The sequence below is a fragment of the Vibrio sp. Scap24 genome (genome assembly GCF_013394185.1).
Lineage (GTDB): Bacteria > Pseudomonadota > Gammaproteobacteria > Enterobacterales > Vibrionaceae > Vibrio > Vibrio pomeroyi.
Genome location: NZ_CP041332.1, coordinates 1,781,534 through 1,795,708, shown reverse-complemented (window position 1 = coordinate 1,795,708; position 14,175 = coordinate 1,781,534). Strand labels below are relative to the sequence as shown.

The 14,175-nt window shown below is 46.2% G+C and carries 14 protein-coding genes; 3 read left to right on the top strand and 11 right to left on the bottom strand.

Annotated elements, in window-relative coordinates:
• Positions 1-13 precede the first annotated feature (13 nt).
• From FLM53_RS07885 to ilvG, 3 genes are read right to left on the bottom strand one after another with little or no spacing between them, the layout of a single operon-like run.
• Positions 14-982 carry a branched-chain amino acid transaminase gene (locus FLM53_RS07885; protein WP_176680645.1) on the bottom strand — a complete coding sequence of 323 codons (969 nt, stop codon included), beginning with the start codon at positions 980-982 and terminating at the stop codon, positions 14-16.
• 12 nt (positions 983-994) lie between these two features.
• On the bottom strand, positions 995-1,279 hold the full coding sequence (gene ilvM, locus FLM53_RS07880; RefSeq protein WP_017055442.1) for an acetolactate synthase 2 small subunit: 285 nt from the start codon (positions 1,277-1,279) through the stop codon (positions 995-997).
• 1 nt (position 1,280) lies between these two features.
• Positions 1,281-2,927 carry an acetolactate synthase 2 catalytic subunit gene (ilvG, locus tag FLM53_RS07875; RefSeq protein WP_176680644.1) on the bottom strand — a complete coding sequence of 549 codons (1,647 nt, stop codon included), beginning with the start codon at positions 2,925-2,927 and terminating at the stop codon, positions 1,281-1,283.
• A 472-nt stretch (positions 2,928-3,399) separates the two neighbouring features.
• On the opposite strand from ilvG, the gene FLM53_RS07870 reads away from it, so the two are divergent.
• Complete coding sequence (locus tag FLM53_RS07870; RefSeq protein ID WP_176680643.1) at positions 3,400-4,923, top strand: YifB family Mg chelatase-like AAA ATPase; 1,524 nt, start codon at positions 3,400-3,402, stop codon at positions 4,921-4,923.
• Between the two features lie 72 nt (positions 4,924-4,995).
• On the opposite strand, the gene FLM53_RS07865 is transcribed toward FLM53_RS07870, so the two are convergent.
• The 6 genes from FLM53_RS07865 to FLM53_RS07835 form a co-directional block, all read right to left on the bottom strand.
• A complete protein-coding gene (locus tag FLM53_RS07865) occupies positions 4,996-5,949 on the bottom strand; it encodes a DUF2860 domain-containing protein (RefSeq protein WP_176680642.1) in 954 nt (317 codons plus the stop codon).
• Between the two features lie 236 nt (positions 5,950-6,185).
• Positions 6,186-6,785, bottom strand: a complete 600-nt coding sequence (locus FLM53_RS07860; RefSeq protein WP_176680641.1) for a thiol:disulfide interchange protein DsbA/DsbL — start codon at positions 6,783-6,785, stop codon at positions 6,186-6,188.
• Positions 6,786-6,840: 55 nt separating this feature from the next.
• The gene (locus tag FLM53_RS07855; protein ID WP_176680932.1) at positions 6,841-7,827 is read right to left on the bottom strand and encodes a serine/threonine protein kinase; all 987 of its coding nucleotides are present in this window, start codon (positions 7,825-7,827) and stop codon (positions 6,841-6,843) included.
• A gap of 71 nt (positions 7,828-7,898) precedes the next feature.
• A complete protein-coding gene (gene ccoG, locus FLM53_RS07850; protein ID WP_176680640.1) occupies positions 7,899-9,317 on the bottom strand; it encodes a cytochrome c oxidase accessory protein CcoG in 1,419 nt (472 codons plus the stop codon).
• A gap of 327 nt (positions 9,318-9,644) precedes the next feature.
• Complete coding sequence (locus tag FLM53_RS07840) at positions 9,645-9,908, bottom strand: YihD family protein (RefSeq protein ID WP_010433308.1); 264 nt, start codon at positions 9,906-9,908, stop codon at positions 9,645-9,647.
• Between the two features lie 131 nt (positions 9,909-10,039).
• On the bottom strand, positions 10,040-10,207 hold the full coding sequence (locus FLM53_RS07835) for a hypothetical protein (RefSeq protein WP_004739323.1): 168 nt from the start codon (positions 10,205-10,207) through the stop codon (positions 10,040-10,042).
• A gap of 283 nt (positions 10,208-10,490) precedes the next feature.
• On the opposite strand from FLM53_RS07835, the gene FLM53_RS07830 reads away from it, so the two are divergent.
• Positions 10,491-11,282 (top strand): sporulation protein, encoded by a 792-nt coding sequence (locus tag FLM53_RS07830; protein WP_029405285.1) that lies wholly within the window; start codon positions 10,491-10,493, stop codon positions 11,280-11,282.
• 156 nt (positions 11,283-11,438) lie between these two features.
• Positions 11,439-12,092 (top strand): hemolysin III family protein, encoded by a 654-nt coding sequence (locus FLM53_RS07825; protein WP_176680638.1) that lies wholly within the window; start codon positions 11,439-11,441, stop codon positions 12,090-12,092.
• On the opposite strand, the gene FLM53_RS07820 is transcribed toward FLM53_RS07825, so the two are convergent.
• Positions 12,089-12,664 (bottom strand): DUF3157 family protein, encoded by a 576-nt coding sequence (locus FLM53_RS07820; protein ID WP_176680637.1) that lies wholly within the window; start codon positions 12,662-12,664, stop codon positions 12,089-12,091. The genes FLM53_RS07825 and FLM53_RS07820 overlap by 4 nt on opposite strands.
• 26 nt (positions 12,665-12,690) lie before the next feature.
• Positions 12,691-14,136: a TrkH family potassium uptake protein gene (locus FLM53_RS07815; RefSeq protein ID WP_176680636.1), complete on the bottom strand. Its 1,446-nt coding sequence runs from the start codon at positions 14,134-14,136 to the stop codon at positions 12,691-12,693.
• Positions 14,137-14,175: the final 39 nt, after the last annotated feature.

Here is a 14,175-nt window from a genome sequence, read left to right as displayed (position 1 = left end):
ACTTGGCTGTTGCTTACTTAGTTGATTGTGTTTGGTTAGCTGAAGCGTGGTTTTCTGGATAAACGTAATCTAACCAGCCCCATTTATCTTCAGTGGTGCCATTGAATAAACCAAAGTAAGCCGCTTGAACTTTTTCAGTGATAGGGCCGCGTTTGCCTTCACCTACTGTAATTTTGTCTACGCTGCGAACCGGAACGATTTCCGCTGCTGTGCCAGTCATGAAGACTTCATCAGCAAGGTATAGTGCTTCACGAGCAATGTTCTCTTCACGGATCTCACAACCCATGTCTTTTGCTAGTGTCATGATCGAATCACGAGTGATGCCCGGCAGAATTGCACTGGTCGCTGGTGGTGTCGATAGCACGCCATTACGCACTACAAAGATGTTTTCACCTGCGCCTTCAGAAAGATAACCATCAACACTTAGTGCGATACCTTCATCGTAACCATGACGACGAGCTTCACCACCAACTAGCAGTGAAGATAGGTAGTTGCCACCGGCTTTAGCAGCGGTTGGGATGGTGTTTGGAGCTGCACGGTTCCAGCTTGAGATCATTGCGTCTACGCCGTTCTCTAGTGCTTCTTCACCTAGGTAAGAGCCCCAAGGGAAAGCAGCGATGATCAGTTCCATTTCAGTGTTTTCTGGAGGGCATACACCCAACCCCACGTTGCCGACAAAGCCTAGTGGGCGGATGTACGCTGACTCTAGCTTATTTTGACGTAGCGTTTCGCGAGTCGCTTCCATAATTTCTTCCTCTGTGTAAGGAATCGGGAAGCGGTAGATTTTTGCTGAATCTTTTAGGCGCTTAGCGTGCTCAGGGTGACGGAAAATCACCGGACCCTTTGGTGTGTTGTAGCAACGAACACCTTCAAATACAGAAGTACCGTAGTGCATTGCGTGAGTCAGGACGTGAACGTTCGCCTCTGCCCAAGGAACCATCTCACCGTTAAACCAAATATAGTCTGCCGTTTTAGCTGTCATGTTTGCGGTTCCTTATGCGTTTATCTTTTGTTGTAAGTTGTTGTTTGGCAATTCATTACGACTGATAGAGATAACGTCAACGGTACGTACATCCCACAGCTTTTCGATTTGATTGACCAAGAAAGAGATCGGACGGTCACTGTCTACAATGATCTCAACACTCGCCACTTTGCTTTCGTGGTTTTGAGTGCCCGCAACTTGCTTAACAATAAAGCCACGGTGGCGGATAACACGAAGAACACGCTCTAGTAGTACAGGCTTATCATCGGCTTTGATGTCTAATAGGTATCTTTTCATGTTATGTGTTCTCCAACATCTCACTGTTTGAAGCACCTGGCGGTACTAGTGGCCATACGTTCTCTTCTTCATCGATAAGAACATGAAGTAGGTAAGCAGTTTTGCTTTCTAGCATCTCTTTCAGTGCTGGCTCTACTTCTTCTTTGCGCGTGATGGTTTTACCCGGGATATCGAAGGCTTTTGCTAGCATTACGAAGTCTGGGTTGTCATCTAAGATGGTTTCACTGTGGCGGCCATCAAAGAACAGTGATTGCCATTGGCGAACCATGCCTAAGCGAGAGTTGTTTAGAAGCACCATCTTCACTGGGATTTGGCGGCGTTTCAGCGTGCCAAGCTCTTGCACGTTCATCATGAACGAGCCATCACCAGAGATAAGAATAGATTGGTCATCAGGACGTCCAACCGAAGCACCCATAGCGGCTGGTAAGCCAAAGCCCATGGTGCCTAAACCGGCAGAGGTGATGAAGTTCTGTGGATCGCGAGGCTGAATGTGTTGAGCTGCCCACATTTGGTGTTGGCCAACATCGGTCGAAACAATAGAACTTGCTGGCATCATGTCTGACAGTTGCTTCAACAGTAGCGGAGCAAAGATCAGATCGCCTGGGTGGTCGTAGCGCCATTTGAATGAGCTACGAAGGCCTTCAGAGTGGTGAACCCAAGATGAGATATCTTGGCTTAGCTCTAATTGAGGCATGATCTTGTTGATGTCACCACGAATTGGCGCATTAGCAAGACGCAATTTACTGAACTCAGCGGCATCGATATCGATATGGATAACCTTTGCGTGTGGTGCAAAGGTATCAAGCTTACCGGTTACTCGATCATCGAAACGAGCGCCAACAACAATCAGTAGGTCACTCTCTTGAACCACTAGGTTAGCGGCTTTGGTGCCGTGCATGCCTAGCATGCCAAGGTAGTGTGGGTCATCACGTTCGATGGTACCCAAGCCTTTCAGTGTACTTACCGCAGGCATAGGGTTAAGGCGTAAGAACTCACGAACAGCATCGGTCGCTTTAGCAAGTTGAACACCACCACCTACGTATAAAACAGGACGGGTTGCTTGAGACAAAAAGTACTGTGCCTGTTCAATGGCGTCGGTTGTCGCAACAGGAATAGCTGGTGGAGTAAATTCTGGGAGGTTTTTAACAGGAGCTTCTGCTAGTTGAACATCTTTAGCGATATCGACGATAACCGGACCCGGGCGGCCAGATTTCGCGACTACAAAGGCTTCAGCTAAGGTTGGTGCCAATTCTTCAATGTCGGTCACTAGGTAACTGTGCTTGGTACATGACAGAGACATACCAATCACATCCATCTCTTGGAATGCATCGGTACCAATGTGGGAACTTGCAACCTGACCTGTGATAGCAACCAGTGGGATTGAATCCATAAAGGCATCGGCAAGGCCAGTGACTAGGTTAGTTGCACCTGGTCCTGAGGTTGCCATACAAACAGCGACATCTTGTGTTGCACGAGCCATACCGATCGCGGCCATAGCTGCGCCTTGCTCATGACGACATAGGATATGCTCAACTCCGCCGTCATAAAGTGCATCGTAGATTGGCATGATGGCACCACCTGGGTAACCAAATACGGTTTCAATTCCTTGTTGCTTGAGTGCGGATACGACTAGTTCTGCGCCTTTCATCGGAATTCTCCCGTATTACCTGTGTTTTGGTAACTGTTTCCTTTGTCTCTGCACATCGTGTGCTCCCATTCTTCCTGTAAATCGGCAAAGCCGAAAATGCTCAAAAATATAAAAATCGATTATTCAAATTAGAAAAAACCCCCGGACTTGTCAGTGCGGGGGTTTTTTCTAATTCGTGGTTACTTTTTTCCCACTCGCCCCCGCGCAGTCTTAATAATGACCACGATAATCAGGTTAATCAGTGCGTAAATGCGAGCGTTAAAGTTCATATAATTCGAGTTTTCTCGTTTATTGTGTTCAGTAAATGTCTACATCTCTAGTGTTATCACACAAATCTGTTGCCTGACAAGGAAAATGTCATTCTTTTTTCACATTAAAACACCATTCCACCAAGCTATATAACAACCTTATCGCTTTGGTGAGCAATGAATATCCAGAGCGAATACTTTTAAATCAAAGACAAAGGAAAGTTATGGGACTCGCGATAATTCATAGCCGAGCAAGTGTGGGTGTAGAGGCGCCAGAAGTGACCGTTGAGGTCCATATAAGCAACGGAATGCCCGGTTTTACGCTGGTGGGTTTGCCTGAAACGACGGTCAAGGAATCCAAAGACAGAGTAAGAAGTGCCATCATCAACTCTCGCTTTGAATTTCCCTCGAAAAGAATCACGGTCAACCTTGCTCCTGCAGATTTACCCAAAGAGGGCGGCCGTTTTGACCTGCCAATCGCACTAGGGATCTTGGTGGCATCCGATCAGCTACCCACATCTAAAATAGCTCAACATGAATTTATCGGTGAATTGGCACTGTCGGGAGAACTACGCTCAGTGAAAGGTGTACTGCCCGCAACACTCGCCGCTGATAACGTCGAACGTTGCTTGGTGGTACCACATCATAACGGAGATCAGGCCGCGTTAGTCGGTAAGGGAGCGCATAAGTCGGCACAAACCCTGTTAGAAGTTTGTGCGGACATGTGTGGTCAGGCTCAGCTTGGTTTGTATCGGACAGAGCAACATCAAGTTGATGTTTCTGAGCATCGTGACTTGCAAGATATTATTGGTCAGCAGCAAGGTAAGCGAGCGTTGGAAATCGCAGCAGCTGGCAACCATAACTTATTGTTCCTTGGTCCTCCCGGAACGGGCAAGACCATGTTGGCATCTCGGTTGCGTGATTTGTTACCTGAAATGAGTGATGACGAAGCGATGGAGACCGCGTCGGTCGCTTCATTAACGCAGCAAGAGATCAATCAATACAACTGGAAGCAGAGGCCATTTCGTTCGCCTCACCATTCGAGCTCGATGGCAGCATTGGTCGGTGGCGGTTCAGTACCTCGCCCCGGTGAGATCTCTCTGGCGCATAACGGATTACTGTTTCTGGATGAGATGCCGGAGTTTGAGCGCAAAGTGCTTGATTCACTGCGCGAGCCGTTAGAGTCGGGTGAGATTATTATTTCACGAGTGGCAGGTAAGACTCGTTTTCCTGCGCGCTTTCAGTTGGTCGGCGCCTTGAATCCAAGTCCGACTGGTTATTACGAAGGCAATCAAGCACGCGCTAATCCGCAGATCATTTTGCGCTATCTCAATCGATTGTCTGGGCCATTGCTTGATCGGTTCGATATGTCATTGGAGATCCCCTTGCTTCCCAAAGGAATGTTGGCTGAAGGTGGCGATCGTGGTGAAACCACTCAAGTGGTAAAGCAAAGGGTCAAACAAGCGCGTCAGTTGATGTTGTCTAGGAACCATAAATCGAATGCACTACTTGGTAGTCGAGAAATTGAGAAGTACTGCCCACTGCGACGCGAAGATGCGGAGTTTCTCGAAACCGCGCTACATCGATTGGGTTTATCGATTCGTGCTTATCATCGAATTATCAAGGTGGCACGCACCATCGCTGACCTGGATGGTAATGAACAGATTGAGAAGAAGCATTTATCGGAAGCGCTGGGTTACCGAGCGATGGATAGATTGCTGAAACAACTTACGGCTCAAGCGGTGTAGTGAGCTAGCGGAAAAAAGCCTGCAATGATGCAGGCTTTCGTTATTCAGGTTGGTTGCATGAGTAAGCAGTGATTAGAACTTGTAGTTCAAGCCAACTGAAGCGATGTATTGTGATTCATCGTAGAAGGTAATGTTTGATTCGCTAGTTCCGTAACCGGCAAGAGCAACAAACGACCAGTTTTCCCATTCCATGAATTGGTCATATTCATACGCGGCGAATAGATTGATGTTGTCGTCGCTGCGCTTCTTTTGAAAAGTCATGCTGCTCGCATCGTAAGAGCGCTGGCTGTAACCCGCTGTTAGTGCGTACTGGTGACGACCCATACCACCAAATAAGCTGACCTCACCACCAAACTGTTCGAATGATTCTGCATCGCCTTTAGCGTCTGTTGATTGATAGATCAAAGACGGAACCAGCATCATGGTACGGCTAATCGGTTGGCGGTACTGACCTTTCAGGTAGAAGGTATCCGCATCACGCTTTAGTGCGTCCTCAACCAGATCATTTTCTACATCTCTAGTCGCGAAAGCCATATCGACAGAGAACGCAGAGCCAGCAATGCTATCTAGCTTTAGACGGAACGCATTACCTGTTTCGTCCGTTTCACTTCGAGCAATACCTACTGCGTAAGGGTTTGCCCAAGTCTCACCAGACATAATGGTTGGCAGAATAGAAGCATCGATCACCATGCCAGATTCAAGTTGGTATTTGTAACCCACTTCAAGTACCACGGTACCCGTCGCCACGTCATCACGCGCAGTACCTGTGTAAACCTGATGGTTCAATTTCTCGCCGAAGGTGTACGCAACGCTACCTAAAGGAGCAATCAGAAATGAGCTTTCCGAAGAAGCCTTCTGATCATTAGATGAAATAGTGCTGTCAGCATCGGTATTAAAGTTTGAGGTTGAAGAAGTCAAACCGGTGTTGATAGAGATTTCACCACTGAAACCTGCTTCATCAGCAAGCTTGGCAAAAGCAGGTGCTGCGGCAACGCTCAGTACTAATAACGTATATTTGATTTTCATTCAGAGGCTCCTTGCCCCGGTGAGTGGTAGCAATAAATAGCTGTTAATAAAAAGTTATAGAAAACAACATAATCTAAAGGTTCACTTTATCGCGCACCTTATAAAGGTTTATTAGATAAATGGGAAGTAGAACCGTATTGCGAGCTAAAAATTATGTGTTTACTGAAGATGATTAAAAAACGTCAGGCATAAAAAAGGAAGCCGAAGCTTCCTTATTATGGTTTTTTGATTGTTTTTTACTTCTTCAGTAGGAAGTTAACCAATTCAAAGTATTCGTCTAGGCTGTTGATGCCTTGTGCTTCTACTAGGTAGCGGTTGTTCACTACTACAGCTGGTACACCTGAAAGGCCGCTGTCTTTGAATGCTTTGTCGAAACGACGAACCATTGAATCTACCGCAAAGCCATTGTATGCCGCATCAAATTTCTTAGCATCAACACCTTCGTCTAGGAAGATTTGACGTAGTTCTGCTTCATCACGTGGTGGCTTGTTCATGTTGTGAATGCGGTTAAACATCACTGGCACCATCTTGTCTTCAACTTTCAGTGCAATCATGGTCGCGTAAGCCTTGCTCATTGGCAGGCCCATGTTGCCACCCATGAATGAAACGTGGTTCTTCTGTAGTTTAGCGTCCGCAGGTAGCTGTTGTTTTAGCTGCTGGATGATAGGCTCAAAGCTATTACAGTGAGGGCAGTAGAAAGAGAAGAACTCTGTCACTACTGGCTTCTTTGATGCTTCTAGATCGAGAACTTTGTAGTGCTCACCTTCGTTAAATTTCGCAGCGTGAGCTGAAAGGCTCAACATGATCAATGAGAAAAATGCGAATAGCTTTTTCATTTATCCAATCTCCATTATGTTTGAATTTTTATCTAGTTGTATGTTGCGATTGCGGTTACCACTGAGGCATTAACGAAAGTGGTGGCTCTTGCAGGGTAGCAATTTGCTCTTTACAAGCAAGTACTTGTTGCTCCCAATATTTCGGATCATTAAACCACGGGAAGGCCAAAGGAAACGCCGGGTCGTGCCATCGCTTCGCTAACCATGCCATGTAATGCACCATACGTAGACCGCGTAGTGGTTCGATTAGTTTCAGTTGCGAGGTATTAAAATCGCAAAACTCTTGATAACTCTCTAGCAGAATATCGAGTTGCATTAGCTTATCTTGGCGTTCACCGTTGAGCAGCATCCATAGATCTTGTATTGCAGGGCCATTACGTGCGTCATCAAGATCAACGAACATCGGCCCGTCGCGCCACAGAATATTGCCTGGGTGGCAATCGCCATGCAGGCGGATGTTCTCAATATTGCTCGGCCATTGGCTCTCTAACTCTTTAATCAGAAGGTCGACGTCATTGAAGAACGCGTTCTCTAGGTGAGCCGGGATAAACTGAGAGTTTTCTAATATCTTACGTGGTTGATACAGATATTCATCTAGGCTGATGGTTGGGCGATGTTGGAAGGTTCTTCCTGCACTCGCTTTGTGAATTCGGCCTAGGAAACGTCCGACACCTTCTAGTTGGTCTAGGTTATCCACTTCATATTGTCGACCGCCAACGCTTTCGAACAACGCAAATAGGTAACCTTGGTATTCATGCAGGGTTTCACCGTTGACGCGCATTGGTGGAGCGACTGGCATTTCCTGCTCGATCAGCTCTAGTGCGAAGTCGTGTTCTTCTTGGATTTGCTCTTTGTTCCAACGCTGTGGGCGATAAAATTTAACGACGTAGCGTTTACGGTCTTCATCTGTGAATTGATAGACCCGGTTTTCGTAACTGTTGAGAGCGAGAAGCCCGGATTCAGCACGCACCCCAATACTCTCCAGTGCGTACCACATGAAGTCAGGGGTCAGGTTATCAAAGTTAAAGGCTTGCATCGTCATATAATAAAAAAGGCTCATTACTGAGCCTTTTTCCATTTATTGGGTGTTGTACCAATCGTGAGTGATTAGTATCAGAGTTTCTTGATAAAGCGGCTTTCTACTTCCATCGTAAACTCTTCATTATCCGAGAGTATAAACTGAATTGTCGAAACTGGTGAGCTCAGTTTTTCAGGGTCAGCACCTAAACTGATAGGTAGGTTCAAAACCTCGCCCGGATCGACAGTGATGGTTTGCTTACCGTACCAGATAGAACCAGGTAGCCCGCTGACATCGAGTTTGTATTCTTGTTCTTGTTGCGTTTTGTTGATCACTTTTAGGGTGTAGGTGTTTTCAACCAGCCCTTGGTTGTTGATTCTGAACAGCTGGTTTCTATCGCGAAGTACGCTCAGACCCGCAGGATCAACACTCGCGATCTGCACGAAGAACAGACCTAGCATAAGAACTAAGATCGCCCCATAACCTAGTAATTTCGGACGCATTACCTTAGTTGAATGCCCTTCAAGCCTATGTTCTGTGGTGTAGTTGATCAGGCCTTTCTCATAACCCATACGCTCCATGGTGTTGTCACAAGCATCAATACACGCGCCACAGTTGATACACTCGTATTGCAGACCATCACGGATATCAATCCCTGTCGGGCACACTTGAACACACAGGTTACAGTCAATACAGTCGCCTAAGCCAAGCTCTTTTGGATCGGCCTTACGAGAACGAGGACCACGGCTCTCACCACGCTCAGTGTCATAACCAACGATGAAGGTGTCTTTATCAAACATCGCAGATTGGAAGCGAGCGTAAGGACACATGTGCAGACACACAATCGAGCGCATCCAACCCGCATTCGCGTAGGTACAGCCTGCAAAGAACAATACCCAGAACACAGGCCAGAACGATGAATTAAAGGTAAAGAAGCCAACCACTAACTCTTTGATTGGGATGAAGTAGCCAACAAAAGTTAAGCCGGTCGCAATGGCAATCGCCCACCATGCAATGTGTTTGAGGGTTTTTCTGACCATTAGATTGGTGGTCAGTTTTCCGGAATCTTGTTTTCTTCGCTTGTTAGCCGCGCCTTCAAGTTTCTCTTCAAACCAGATGTACATGAAGGTCCACACGGTTTGAGGACAAAGGTAACCACACCAGACACGACCTAAAAAGGTGGTGATAAAAAACAGGCCGAACGCTGCAATCATGAAGAGGATCGCGAGCAGGGTCAGATCTTGTGGGTATAAGGTTGTGCCAAAGAAGTTGAACTGTTGGCTGCCGATATCGAGCAAGATCGCTTGTCGCTCACCAAATGGGATCCACGGAATAAGTGCAAAAAGTAAAAGTAAGAACCAACCACCGTAACGGCGTAATTGTTGGAATTTACCTTTGCTTTCTCGAACGTAGATTCGGTTACTTGGGTTAAATCGATCTCCATTACCTTTATGTGTTTTCGGGTTAAAGGTTTTAGGAGTCACATCTTTGATATCGATTTTATCCTGACTCATGGACTATCCTTTTTGTGGCTGGTTTGCTCGGTTAAATCGAGCAAGACGACATTACTTTAAAGTGTGGTTTAGAGAACCTGTAGAAATTGAGCTTGATGCGTCAGTTGATATCGCACTTACTCTTATTATTTTAGAAGATTCTTATGGGTGGCGATTATAGCGACAATCTTGTTCTCATTTCTTTAACGCTATCAACCTTTAACAACAAAAGTCATAACAGTTGTGACGAAAAAATAGCGAACAGAAACAAAAAAGCGACCGAGTGGTCGCTTTTTAAAATTGAGTATTTTATCTATACGGCAATTACGCTGTTGAGCATTGAGGTAATTATAGGATGCCGCGCGCTTTTAGAATTGCGGTTTTGAAATCATCTTCTTGGTCTTTTTTAAGACCTGGGATCATTTCATCTTTCTCGCTGTTGCGCATTTTTAGGTGATAGATAAGAACATCGTCAGTCAGTTCTTCAAGTTTACCTTCGTAGCCGGCTTCTTTTGATAGCTTGATGATGAACTCTAACAAGTTAAGCTCTTGATCTTTCTGCCACTCAGGCTCCATCAGTTCAAGCAGCTCTTCAATGCGGTGACACTTCATACTTTATTCTCCACAAATTTTATAATGATTTGTGGCTAAGGTATCAAATCGGGTGGGGAATACCAATGTGTAAACTCATTTCGAGCAGGGAAATAGGCAAGAAAAAAGCGCAGTAAAAACTGCGCTTTTTGTTAAGCGGCTTTAATTACTTTTGTTGTAGTCGGTGCTAATAAAGCAGTCTTCTCAACTAAAGTCATTGTTGGAGCCAATTTCTTTGCCGTTGGAGCAGCAACAAAGCCACTACGACGACGCATCGCACTACGGTTGGTGTGCGAGAACCTGACAGCTGTTGGGCGCATTCATTTACCTAACGGTCAGGCATATCCATTGCCAATCTAATGGCCTGATTTACCATGAGGTCCGCCTCAATTTCTTGAAGAGTCGCTCGTCTGGCTTTCGCCAATCCGAATAATAAATCAGGATAATGATATGCATGCATATCAAGGCTTAGATTATCACTATCTAACTTATCGATCGACGCCTGAGTGATAAATAGACGATATTAGAGCTAAAATAGTGTGAGCAGTATATTTGAGTTTGAACCTCTTTCAGGCTTAAGATGATGCTTTAAAGGAGGTGCATATGTCGTTCTTAAAGAAAACGTTAGCAAGTTTTGGTATTGGGTCTGCCAAGGTGGATTCTGTATTGCAACAGGAAGTGCTTTATCCAGGGCAAAAGGCGAGCATTATTGTGCACGTGTATGGTGGCGCTCAGCCGCAGGAGATCGACAACATCGATCTCAATCTGTGCTGTCGTTATGTCAAAGAAGTCACCATGAACTCGCAGAGACAAGAGGGTGGTCAAAAACGTCGAATGCACCAGACATACTCGTTGGCCAAATGGAGCCTGCCGTATGCCTTTGTTATTCAGCCGGGTGAAACCCGTGATTTCGAGTGCGAATTTGATGTTCCGTTGAATACCCCAGTGACGATCGGTGATTCAAAAGTATGGCTTGAAACCGGATTAGACATTGCGATGGCGATTGACCCATCGGATAAGGATATTTTAACGGTTCGCCCAGATGCACTTCTCGATGGTATTTTTAATGAACTAGAAGCTCAAGGTCTACGCATTCGCCAAGTTGAGTGTGAAGCGGTAGAGGGCTTTGAACTGCCATTTGTTCAAGAGTTTGAGTTTGTCCCTACCACTGGTCCATATCATGGTCGCTGGCGTGAACTGGAAGTGGTGGCTCATCGTGATGAAACCGAGCTTAAGTTGTGGTTTGAGATAGACCGTAATCGCGATGGTGCAAAAGGTATGTTGGCGAGCTTGTTAGGCATTGGCCAGCTACAGCGCCAATTGAGTGTGCCATTGGATACTTCACCACAAGATGCAGGCAAGATGGTGCTTGAGTATCTAGACAACGCTTCTTAGTTAGCTATTTGGTTCTTTAGCTTTAGATACCTTAGCTTCATCACACAGTTTAGGCGTTGTTAATTTCATAAAATATGTCATAAAAATTTAAGCTTACACGTGTAAGCTTAATGTGCAATACTAGGCAAATCGAACATTTACTCTAGTAGGATAATCATGTCTGCATCATCGGCGAGCGAATACAGTGACATCGAAGAACGCGCCAATGCGATAACCCATGGCTTGGGTGTTGTGCTTGGCGTGGTTGGTTTAATCCTGCTACTGATTCGTGCGTTTGACCATCAAGCCGACATGCTGACTATTGCGAGCATGGCGGTATATGGCAGCAGTATTATCCTACTCTTTCTCGCTTCCACGCTTTATCACTCGATCACCACAGAAAAGACTAAGCGCCTACTGAAAACCCTCGATCACTGTGCGATCTACCTGCTGATCGCGGGCAGCTACACGCCATTTTTATTGGTGAGTTTAAGAACACCATTAGCGATGGGCTTGATGGCGGTGATTTGGGGAATTGCGCTGGTGGGTATCATTATGAAGATTGCCTTCGTCTACCGATTTAAGCGTTTGTCATTGGTGACTTACTTGGCGATGGGGTGGTTGTCGCTGATTGTGGTTTATCAACTGGCGATGAATATCGAGATGGGTGGCTTGGTGCTACTAGCACTCGGTGGTGTGATTTATTCTCTGGGTGTGATTTTCTACGTGGCAAAACACATCCCTTACAATCATGCCATCTGGCACTTGTTTGTGTTGGCGGGCTGCGCTTGCCATTTCTTCGCTATCTATCTGTATGTGACTCCGGTTTAGCGAGTCAGTACTTCAACGATTTCAGCTTTGATTTGGTATTCAGGGTGCTGTTCAACCGCTAGTTTGATAGAAGTACCTTCGGCATCTGTTTTTGGTCGAAGGTAGGTATCTGCCATACGCTTAATTGATTTCCAAACGGCTACGGTTTTCTCTTCTAACAATTCACCGCTCGCTGAATACAGGCCGAGTTTTACCGACACTAAGATCACGGCTTGTGTGCTTTGGTTGGTAATCGCGGTTGGGATAATCAGCTCACCACCTTCATAGTGACTCGCGCCTAGCACTACATCAACCCCTGATTGAGATAGCTGTAAACTTGGTTTTTTGCTATCAACGACAATCGTTGTACCACGCACGTTAGTCGCCACTGGGACTGCTACAATAGGAGTGGCAGCGACAGGTACAGCGATCTCTGATGTTGTTGATGCTTCTTCCGCTTGCTTCTGTGCCACGTACTGCCAAGTAAAGTCATCTTTCAGCAGTATCTGTTTTCCATCTTGAAGGGTTACCATTTGGTCGGCGAAGGCTGAACTGCTCAGCAGTGCGCTTGCGATAAGTAGGTATGATTTCATCTCTGTTTCCTTAAATATTCGTGCAATTAGCGTCGCCAGAAGGCTGGGAAGAATAGAACGATCAGCGTCAGTATCTCAAGCCTTCCCATCAACATACCAAGGCTCAATAACCACTTAGCCGCGTCTGGCAAAGGAGCGAAGTTACCCGTCGGGCCAATCACGCTGCCCATACCCGGACCAACGTTGGCTACCGCAGTGATAGCGCCAGATATACTGGTTATTGGGTCTAACCCCATCGCACTCAAGCCGCCAGCGATTAAGATGATCGTTATAAAGAACATCAAACCAAACGCCACCAACGAACGCACGATGTCGTCGCTGACAGGTCGTTGGTTATAGCGTTGAACAAATACGCCTGATGGGTGAATCAGCTTCATCATCTGTTTGTGAAGCATAGTCATCGCTATCTGGAAGCGGAAGATTTTGATACCACCAGAAGTTGAACCAGAACAAGCACCCGCCATCATCAGGAAGGCAAATAAAGTGGTAGGCAGTGCGCCCCATGCTGTGAAGTCTTCCAAGCCAAAGCCTGTAGTGGTGACCACAGAAACAATGTTGAACATAGAAACACGTAGTGCATCCAAAACGGTGTAGCCATCTTTCACCACTAGCCATGCTGAAATGACCGCACTGGTGAATAAAAACAGGTAAGCGAAGCCTCTCACTTGGGCATCTTTGTAGAGGATAGAGAGCTTTCTACCGCGCAGTGCGCTAACAAAGAGTAGGAATGGTAGGCCACCTAAGAACATGAACACGGTGCCCACCCAATGAGCGCTGTTCGAGAAGTGGTTCATTGAGCCGTCTGAGGTTGAGTAACCGCCTGTAGATAGCGTGGTGAATGAGTGGTTGATGGCATCAAACACGCTCATGCCTGCAAACAGATAGCTCACCAAGCACAAGCCAGTTAATACCAGATAAACAGCTACGATGTTTTTGGCGACGGTTTTTGCTCTCGGGCTGCTTTTATCTGACCAATCGGAAGATTCAGTTTGGAACAGGCGCATACCACCGACGTTAAGCATTGGCAGTACCGCCACCGCCATTACGATGAAACCGATGCCACCGAGCCACTGCAAGATTGAACGCCACAGCAGAATGCTTGGTGCCATGCTATCTAAGCCACTCAGTACCGTGGAACCTGTCGTAGTAATACCAGACATGGTTTCAAAGTAGGCGTCAGTGAAGCTGATATGGTTGATGAACACAAATGGCAGCGCGGCGAAGGCACTGGCTATTGTCCACACTAGAGAGGTAATAAGGAACATGTCCCGCACCCCAAGTCGGAACTTAGCTGAACGGCCTAAACTCAAGCAGATGAACGCTACAATGTGCGTAATCACTACCGATTGACCAAACTCGAGGAAGCCACCGGTGCCAGTAAAGAAGGCAACCAATGTGGGGATGTACATGAAAAGGGCGAGTTTTGATAACACTAACCCTATCACTAATAATATCGGACGAAAGTTGACCATAGCTTAATAGACCATCGCTTTGTGTCGGAGCTTCGTTCT

Excerpts from the sequence above, each read along its gene's own strand:
- FLM53_RS07885 (WP_176680645.1), bottom strand. The coding sequence starts at position 982 with ATGACAGCTAAAACGGCAGACTATATTTGGTTTAACGGTGAGATGGTT.
- FLM53_RS07870 (WP_176680643.1), top strand. The coding sequence starts at position 3,400 with ATGGGACTCGCGATAATTCATAGCCGAGCAAGTGTGGGTGTAGAGGCG.
- FLM53_RS07860 (WP_176680641.1), bottom strand. The coding sequence starts at position 6,785 with ATGAAAAAGCTATTCGCATTTTTCTCATTGATCATGTTGAGCCTTTCA.
- ilvG (WP_176680644.1), bottom strand. The coding sequence starts at position 2,927 with ATGAAAGGCGCAGAACTAGTCGTATCCGCACTCAAGCAACAAGGAATT.
- FLM53_RS07830 (WP_029405285.1), top strand. The coding sequence starts at position 10,491 with ATGTCGTTCTTAAAGAAAACGTTAGCAAGTTTTGGTATTGGGTCTGCC.
- FLM53_RS07835 (WP_004739323.1), bottom strand. The coding sequence starts at position 10,207 with ATGCGCCCAACAGCTGTCAGGTTCTCGCACACCAACCGTAGTGCGATG.
- ilvM (WP_017055442.1), bottom strand. The coding sequence starts at position 1,279 with ATGAAAAGATACCTATTAGACATCAAAGCCGATGATAAGCCTGTACTA.
- FLM53_RS07865 (WP_176680642.1), bottom strand. The coding sequence starts at position 5,949 with ATGAAAATCAAATATACGTTATTAGTACTGAGCGTTGCCGCAGCACCT.
- FLM53_RS07825 (WP_176680638.1), top strand. The coding sequence starts at position 11,439 with ATGTCTGCATCATCGGCGAGCGAATACAGTGACATCGAAGAACGCGCC.
- FLM53_RS07820 (WP_176680637.1), bottom strand. The coding sequence starts at position 12,664 with ATGAAATCATACCTACTTATCGCAAGCGCACTGCTGAGCAGTTCAGCC.
- FLM53_RS07815 (WP_176680636.1), bottom strand. The coding sequence starts at position 14,136 with ATGGTCAACTTTCGTCCGATATTATTAGTGATAGGGTTAGTGTTATCA.
- ccoG (WP_176680640.1), bottom strand. The coding sequence starts at position 9,317 with ATGAGTCAGGATAAAATCGATATCAAAGATGTGACTCCTAAAACCTTT.
- FLM53_RS07855 (WP_176680932.1), bottom strand. The coding sequence starts at position 7,827 with ATGACGATGCAAGCCTTTAACTTTGATAACCTGACCCCTGACTTCATG.
- FLM53_RS07840 (WP_010433308.1), bottom strand. The coding sequence starts at position 9,908 with ATGAAGTGTCACCGCATTGAAGAGCTGCTTGAACTGATGGAGCCTGAG.